2 pseudogenes are annotated in these 654 nt (G+C 39.8%); both read left to right on the forward strand.

What is annotated here, in order from left to right:
• Window positions 1–89 (forward strand): annotated as a pseudogene (locus tag ACFIL8_RS12025) (23S rRNA methyltransferase); the annotation flags it as partial.
• A 173-nt stretch (window positions 90–262) separates the two neighbouring features.
• A pseudogene (obgE, locus tag ACFIL8_RS12030) lies at window positions 263–654 on the forward strand (GTPase ObgE); the annotation flags it as partial.

Genomic DNA, 654 nt, shown 5'->3' on the forward strand with positions numbered 1-654 from the left:
ATGTTAAACCACCCGCAAGCCGATCAGAATCAGTAGAGCTTTATCTTCTAGCACTTGAATTTAAGGGAAAAACAAAAGTACAAGAATAGCACCTTCTTTTAAGAAGACTTAATTTTACTTAACCTATTTAAATGCGATGATTTTTTTCTCAAAGAGTTATCAGCGATAGTGACAGTTTTTCTGTTATCAATGATGAAAAACTGGTAAAATTAATGTATTGCCTATAGAGGTAGAGAGATTGATTCCTCAGTGAGTGTTTCCAATGAAATTTCTTGATCAAGCTAAAGTTTATATTCGTTCTGGTAATGGAGGTTCTGGAGCAGTATCATTTCGCCGTGAAAAATTCATAGAATTTGGGGGGCCTGATGGAGGGAATGGAGGACGGGGTGGTGATGTCTGGGCTCTTGTTGTTGATGGACTTAACACGCTGATTGATTATCGGTACCAGCAGCATTTTAAAGCAAAAACAGGGGGACATGGCAAGGGGCGTAATATGACGGGTGAGAAGGGTGATGATGTCATCCTTAAAGTTCCGGTTGGGACGCAAATTTTTGAAGAAGATAATACAACGTTAATATGTGATTTAACGGAAGTGGGACAGCGCTATCGCCTTGCAAAAGGAGGGAATGGCGGTTTTGGCAATCTTCACTTTAC

It is taken from the genome of Bartonella sp. AP57NXGY (assembly GCF_042195805.1).
Lineage (GTDB): Bacteria > Pseudomonadota > Alphaproteobacteria > Rhizobiales > Rhizobiaceae > Bartonella.